The organism is uncultured Prevotella sp., assembly GCF_946407605.1.
Lineage (GTDB): Bacteria > Bacteroidota > Bacteroidia > Bacteroidales > Bacteroidaceae > Prevotella.
This window is the reverse complement of record NZ_CAMJOS010000038.1, coordinates 23,427-30,204: the sequence shown is the minus strand read 5'-3', so window position 1 is coordinate 30,204 and position 6,778 is coordinate 23,427. Positions and strand designations below refer to the sequence as shown.

Below are 6,778 nucleotides of genomic sequence, written 5' to 3'. Positions count from 1 at the left end.
TTTGCGGCGCAAGTGTATTCACGGCTTGCTCGTCGAACGACGACAACCCGGCAGGGCAGACGGACGTGTCTGTCATCAGCGACAAGGTCTGGGCTTACAGTCAGACTCACCCGGACGGATTCACGCTTGACATCCGCACGATGACGGAGCCGACCGAGGGAATCGCCGTCAGCTATGCCGCCACCCAGAACAGCCATTCGCGTGACCAGCTCGACATGGTGGTGAGCCATGCCTTGCAGCACGAAGGATATGTAGGCGGTTGGCTGAATGGCGAGGATGGCCTTTACTATTTCGACAGTACAAAACTGTTCCCAGAGGATGACCTGAAGGGTGCGCTCCAGTTTGGAAAGGAGAACGGCCAGTACTCCGTTTTCATCCTGTCAACCTATACAGACGTTCCCCTCGACGGGAAGGTGGCGGAGATAGTAGGGCGTGGCACTATCTTCTTTGGCACCACGGGCGACTACCGTCCGTTATCATTCTGCGAAAGCGACGGCACCTACTGGGGCTTCGGCATCGACGTGGCTGGAGAGATTGCCAAGCGATTGGGCGTCGGCATCCAGTTCGTGCCTACGTCATGGCCGACGCTGACGGCCGACGTTCAGGCCGAGCCGCAGACCTTCGACCTCGCCATCGGCGGCATCACCATCACCGATGCCCGCCGCGAGACGATGCTGATGAGCGACGGCTATCTGGCCAACGGCAAGACCATCCTCTGCCGAGCCGCCGAGGCTGACCGCTACAAGTCATTGGCAGACATCGACAAGTCCGAGGTGCGCGTGATGGTGAACCCCGGCGGACTGAACGAGAAGTTTGCCAACGAGAACCTGACCCACGCCACCGTCATCGTCCACCCCAAGAACGAGGAAATACCGTCGCTCATTGCCGAGGGCGAGGCCGACGTGATGATAACCGAGATTACCGAGGCCCCCTGGTACGTGCAGAACGATGTGCGCCTGGCCGCCCCGCTGCTCGCCGCCCCCTTTACCCACGGCGAAATCGGCGTGCTGATGAGCAAGGGTCAGGACGACCTGCTCGCCCTCGTCAATGGCGTCATCGCCCAGATGAAGGCCGACGGCACCCTGCGCCGCCTGCATGAGAAATACGGACTGATATATGCTTACGAATAAATCATATAAACAAATAAATATTAACTCTTAAACAAAAGCATGACAATGAAAAAGATTCTAATGATGCTCGCCCTGCTCTGCGCAGTTGTGCAGGGGGCGTGGGCAGATGGCGGCTGGGAATTGGTCTATAGACAGACGAAGACCACCTCAGCGAACTGGACGGCCCTGAATGCGGGTTCCTCTACAGGGTACACGATTGGCACGGCAGGCACCACGACGTACTATTACGCCACGGGCAACCTCAGCTTCACCAATTCCACGGTGGGCGGCAGCGGCCTGACCATCCGGGGCACAGTGTATCTCTACATCCCCTCGGGAAAAACGGTTAGATGCACGGGTGCCAAAGCCAGCGATGCCGGAATCACGGGTGGCGGTGCGGGTGTTGAACTGGCGGCGGGCAACACGCTCTACCTTCTCGGCGACGGCAGGCTGGAGGCCACAGGCGGTGACGGGGAAAGCGGCAACCGTGGCGGCCACGGTGAAGATGCCAACTTTGTATACAAAACGTATTGCCAGCCCGGCTCGGGTGGCCGCGGCGGTGACGGCGGCGGCGGCGGCGGTGCGGGCATCGGCACACGGGGCGGCAACGGCGGCGCAGGTGGTGCCGGTGGTTCTGCGAAACGGGATGAGAACGAGGGTACGAACAAGGGCGTTGCGGGCTCTCCGGGTAGTAACGGCGACACTGCCGGCAGCATGGGCACTCTCTATGTGTATCAGGGGTGGAACCTCAGCGTGATTGTCAAGGGTGGCGGTGCCGGATGGTTTACCACCGCTAAAAGCGAACGCGGTAAAAACGCTGCCGAAGATCCTTACAACCATTATGCTGCGTCCGGCGGCGGCGGCGGCGGTACCAGTGGCAACGGCGGTCGTGGCGCCGACATCGGCACCGGCGGTGGTGGTGGCGGCGGCGGCGGCGGTGGTGCCGCTGGCAACAGTACATGGAGAAGCAATGCTACTAATGGTTTCTACAGAGTGGGAGCAGGCGGCGGCAAAGGCGGTGGGAATGACGATGGTAGCTATGCCTGGGATGGCGCAAGTAGTGAACTGTCAAACCCTTACGATGCGGAATTAAATGATGGCCTCGATGGCACCTATAAGGATTCTGGTTGGGAGGATGGTAACGGGGCTGCTGCTGGCGGCAGCGGCGGCACCTGTGGCGCGGCCAGCAAGTGGGGCGCGGCAGTCACCATCAACGTGGTCTTGGACGACATCTTCAATGGCAAAGGTACGGAGAGCGCCCCTTACATCATCGGCAGCATAGCCGACTGGGACGTCTTCGCCCTGCTTGTCAGCAACGGCATCAGCTTCAACGGCCTGTTCGTGAAGTTGCCACAGGACCTCAGCGTAGAGACGATGGCTGGCAGCAGTGAGACCAACTCGTTCCAGGGCACCTTCGACGGCTGCGGTCAAACGCTGAACTTCACGAAAGGCTCAGCACAGGGTGCCTTCAACGAGGAATACTGCGCCCCGTTCCGCTACGTCAAGAATGCCGTCATCCGGAACCTGAGGGTGACGGGCGACATCTACACCGCCCAGAAGTTCGCTGCCGGACTTGTGGCACGGTCGTACGGCGAGACAACGTTCACCGACTGCCACGTCACCACCGCCATCCACAGCAGTGTCTCCGGCGACGGCACACACGGCGGCTTCGTGGCCATGCCGGAAGGCAACATAAGCTTCACGGGCTGCGTCTATACCGGACGCCTGCTGACCACCAAGAACACCAATAACTGTGGCGGCTTCGTGGCCTGGCACAACAGCAAGACGTTCAACTTTACCCATTCGCTCTATGCCCCTGATACCACTGCACCGGCAGACGGCGAGACAACCATTACTGCCGGCTGTGCCACCTTCGTGCGCGGCGGCAGCCCGGCAAACGGCTCTACCTGCTACTACACCGAGACGATGGGCACAGGGCAGGGTTCCAAGGTCATTGTCCTCGCCTCCGCTCCCAGCAACTTCGGCTCGATGGTGCAGGACTACGGCACGGTGAAGGTCTACGACAACGGACTCCTCGTGGCTGGCAGGTACTACGTGGCATGTGACATCGCCGGCACTGGCACCAAGGGCGACCCCTACACCATCGGCAGCACTGGCGACTGGAACACGCTGGCCAGCTACGTCGGCTATGGCCATACCTTCAGCGGCCAGTTCGTGAAACTGGGCGGGGACATCAGCGTCGAGACGATGGTGGGCACAGGCGATACCAACTCGTTCCAGGGCACGTTCGACGGCGGCAGCCACACGCTGACCTTTACGAAAGGTACGGCCCAGAATGTTTTCGATGAAGACCACTGCGCCCCGTTCCGCCACGTCAAGAATGCCGTCATCAAGAACCTGCACGTCGCTGGCGCCATCTATACCGGCAGGCAGAAGGCTGGCGGCATCGTGGCTGAGTCGCACGGCGGGCTGACCATCACCAACTGCCGCAGCTCGGTCAACATCAACAGCAGCATTAGCGGAGACAGCAAAGACGGCACCCACGGCGGACTGGTCAGCACATTGAGTGGTGAAAACAACACCATCATCATCGAAGGTTGTGTGTTCGACGGCTCCTTCGCCACCACCAATGGCACTAACAACTGCGGCGGCTTCATCGGATGGGGGGGCTACAACAAGCCCACCATCAAGAACTCGCTGATGAAGCCCGGCAGCGTAGCCGCAGGCATGCTCAACAGCACCTTCGCCCGCTGGTATACAGGCAACGAAGGCATCTACGAGCCGACCATCGACAACTGCTACTACGTCAGCACCGACAACCTGCCCACCGACCAGGGCACAAAGGCCGTCTATAGTGCACGGTGGAGCACGGGCAATCTCGTGCAGGACTACGGCATGCTGAAGGTCTACGAGCACGGCATCCTCTATGGCGACATCTACTATGCGGATGCTGACAAGGCGTCTGATGGCGCTGGCTCAGGCACTGAGGGCGACCCCTACACCATCGGCAGTGCCAACGAATGGAACGCATTCGCCAACTACGTCAGCAACGGCGGCTCTGACTTCAAAGGGCAGTTCGTGAAGCTGACTGCCGACATCAGCGTTTCTGAGATGGTGGGTACAAGCGACCACAGGTTCCAAGGCACCTTCCTCGGCGACGGCGTTCACACGCTGACCTTCACACATGGTACTGCACAGAGCGCTTTTGGCGAGCAATACTGCGCTCCTTTCCGCTACACCGATGGTGCCACCATCCAAAACCTGAAGGTGGAGGGCGAAATCTACACCGCTCAGAAGTTTGCTGCCGGACTCGTGGCTCGCAATTACGGTACGACAACCATCACCAACTGCCGCGTCAGCACCGTCATCCACAGCAGCGTCGGTGGTGACGGCACGCACGGCGGCTTTATCGCCAATCCAGAAGGCAATGTAAACTTCTCTAACTGCGTGTACGACGGTCGCATGTTTACCAGCTCTAGTACTGACCAATGCGGCGGCTTCATAGGCTGGCATAATAACAAAACGTTCAATATCACCAATTCGCTCTATGCCCCCAATCCCAATATTGCACCGGCAGACAACGAGGTAGCCATTGCTACCAGTTGCGCTACCTTCGTGCGTGGTGGCAGCCCAGCAGAAGGTTCCACCTGTTATTACACCGAGGCGATGGGTACGGCACAGGGCACGCAGGTCTATGCCACTATCCCCGAGAACGAAATCTGCAAGGCAGCAACCATTTGCAACACTGCGGTGTACATAATGCCTGTATGCACCGTCAGCGGCATAGAGGAATCCTACAGTCTGAACAATGATGTTGAAATAAGGCCAGTCGTGAAATACAACGAAACGTCCCTCGCATTTGGCACCGACTACACGGCCACACTGGACGGACAGACTGTGGCGTCATTCCCCGTCAGCCCCAACAAGATGGGCACATATACGCTCGTCCTCAACGGCGCGGGTGACTACGCAGGCTCGAAGAGCTTCTACATCACGTTGATGCCATCTTCCACTGATGCTGTCACATTGACCGATGCAGGCACCTATAGCTTCAAAGCAGACGTGAACGTCGCCTCTGCCACCTACACCAAGTCGCTGGGTGAGAGTCGCGTGGGCAAATACCAGGCTTGGTTCGTGCCGTTCGACTACACCATCAAGGAAGCCGACACGGAGAAGTTTGACTTCTACAAGATCAACATGATAGCCAATGCTCCCAACGCACAGACGGATGCCACCGACGACATCTGGGTGTTCCTGAAGAAGGTGGACGCCGGCACCGTGCTTCATGCCAACATGCCTTACGTCTATAAGCCGAAGGTGGCCGTGACGGACTACGCGTTCACCACCGAGAATGCCACGCTGAAGGCGAAGGCCACCGACACCCGCATCACCATGATGACGGCTGAGGACACCTACACCCTCTACGGCACCTACGAGCCCACGACGGCCACGGAAGCCGACCCGTTCTACTATGTGAACATCAACGGCGATTTGAGCCTTGGCGATGCGGTGACCGTGGGCGCCTTCCGCTGGATTATGCGCGTGGAGAGCAAGTTCGGCACCCCGAATGTGTCCTATGGCCGCGAGATGCACTTCTTCGATGGAGAGGAGAATACTACCGGCGTCGTTGAGGCGGAAGCAAATTCTTCACTCTTCACTCTTCACTCTTCACTTTCAGAGTGGTTCACGCTCGACGGTCGCAAGCTCGACGGCAAGCCCACAGCCAAGGGAATCTATGTCCATGGAGGTCGCAAAACAGTGGTTAAGTAGAAATCTGTGTTATCTGTGCGCTCGACCTCTGGTCGCTTGCCGCTCGGCTTTGCCGCTTTCTACCGAAGGGACGAAAGAACCATCGGGACGCAAGAAATCTGTGTGACATATAAAAAAGTAGAATTATGAAGAAGACATATATTAAACCAAATCTGTGCGTGATGCTGTTGCAACACAAGACGATGTTATTGGCAGGTAGTGTAATAAACCCTGGAGACAAGAATGTTCCTGCGGGTTCCCGCATCTGGGATGATGACTGGGACGACGACTGGGACGACTGGGAGTAAGCCGCCCGCGGCCACTGCGCCGCACACAACCCATCCTCCGCCGGGTTCGACTCCCTGCGGGGGAACAAAGACGAAAAAAATTTAGGTAACAACAAGTTTAATTTTAAAAACAAAAACAATGAGACAAAAAATTTTCCTATTGTTTGCCCTGCTCTGCGCCGTGGTGCAAGGGGCGTGGGCGCAGAACTTCGACGTCTGGGACGGCGTGACGGAGACGAAGCCGCAAGAGATTGCTGGTGTCATCTACATCAAGAAGGCATCCGATTTAGCTTACCTCCGTAAACATTTCAGAGATTACATTTGGAATGAACACAACGAAGTTAACACCGGTATTTCGGGGACAACCCATCATATAGCATATAATTCTGCATTTGAATTACCTATCTCTCTGCAAGCCGACATCGACATGGGCGACGCCGTGTCGTGGGTTCCTTTGGGATGGGCCGAACGGACGGGCTGGACCTGGAGCGAGAACCACTACGAGGGCACCTTCAACGGCAACGGCCACACCATCCGCATCCACATCAAGGACGTTACGGACAACTACCAGGGCCTGTTTTCCGGAATCGCTTCGACAGGCAGGGTGGAGAACCTCCACGTGGTAGCCGACATCCATTGCAGCTCGTCGCGACTGGTGGGCGGCATCGCCGG

Annotated in this window: 3 protein-coding genes; all 3 read left to right on the top strand. The window is 58.0% G+C overall.

Going from position 1 to position 6,778, the window contains the following annotated elements:
* Nucleotides 1–1,130 (top strand): transporter substrate-binding domain-containing protein (locus Q0R57_RS12840; protein WP_294748397.1); only part of this gene is annotated, 1,130 nt, incomplete at its 5' end.
* 45 nt (nt 1,131–1,175) lie between these two features.
* On the top strand, nt 1,176–5,840 hold the full coding sequence (locus tag Q0R57_RS12835) for a hypothetical protein (protein WP_294748395.1): 4,665 nt from the start codon (nt 1,176–1,178) through the stop codon (nt 5,838–5,840).
* A 125-nt stretch (nt 5,841–5,965) separates the two neighbouring features.
* Complete coding sequence (locus tag Q0R57_RS12830) at nt 5,966–6,127, top strand: hypothetical protein (RefSeq protein WP_294748392.1); 162 nt, start codon at nt 5,966–5,968, stop codon at nt 6,125–6,127.
* Nucleotides 6,128–6,778 lie beyond the last annotated feature (651 nt).

What these genes read in the sequence shown, in the direction of transcription:
- Q0R57_RS12835 (WP_294748395.1), top strand. Translation starts at nt 1,176, where the DNA reads ATGAAAAAGATTCTAATGATGCTCGCCCTGCTCTGCGCAGTTGTGCAG.
- Q0R57_RS12830 (WP_294748392.1), top strand. Translation starts at nt 5,966, where the DNA reads ATGAAGAAGACATATATTAAACCAAATCTGTGCGTGATGCTGTTGCAA.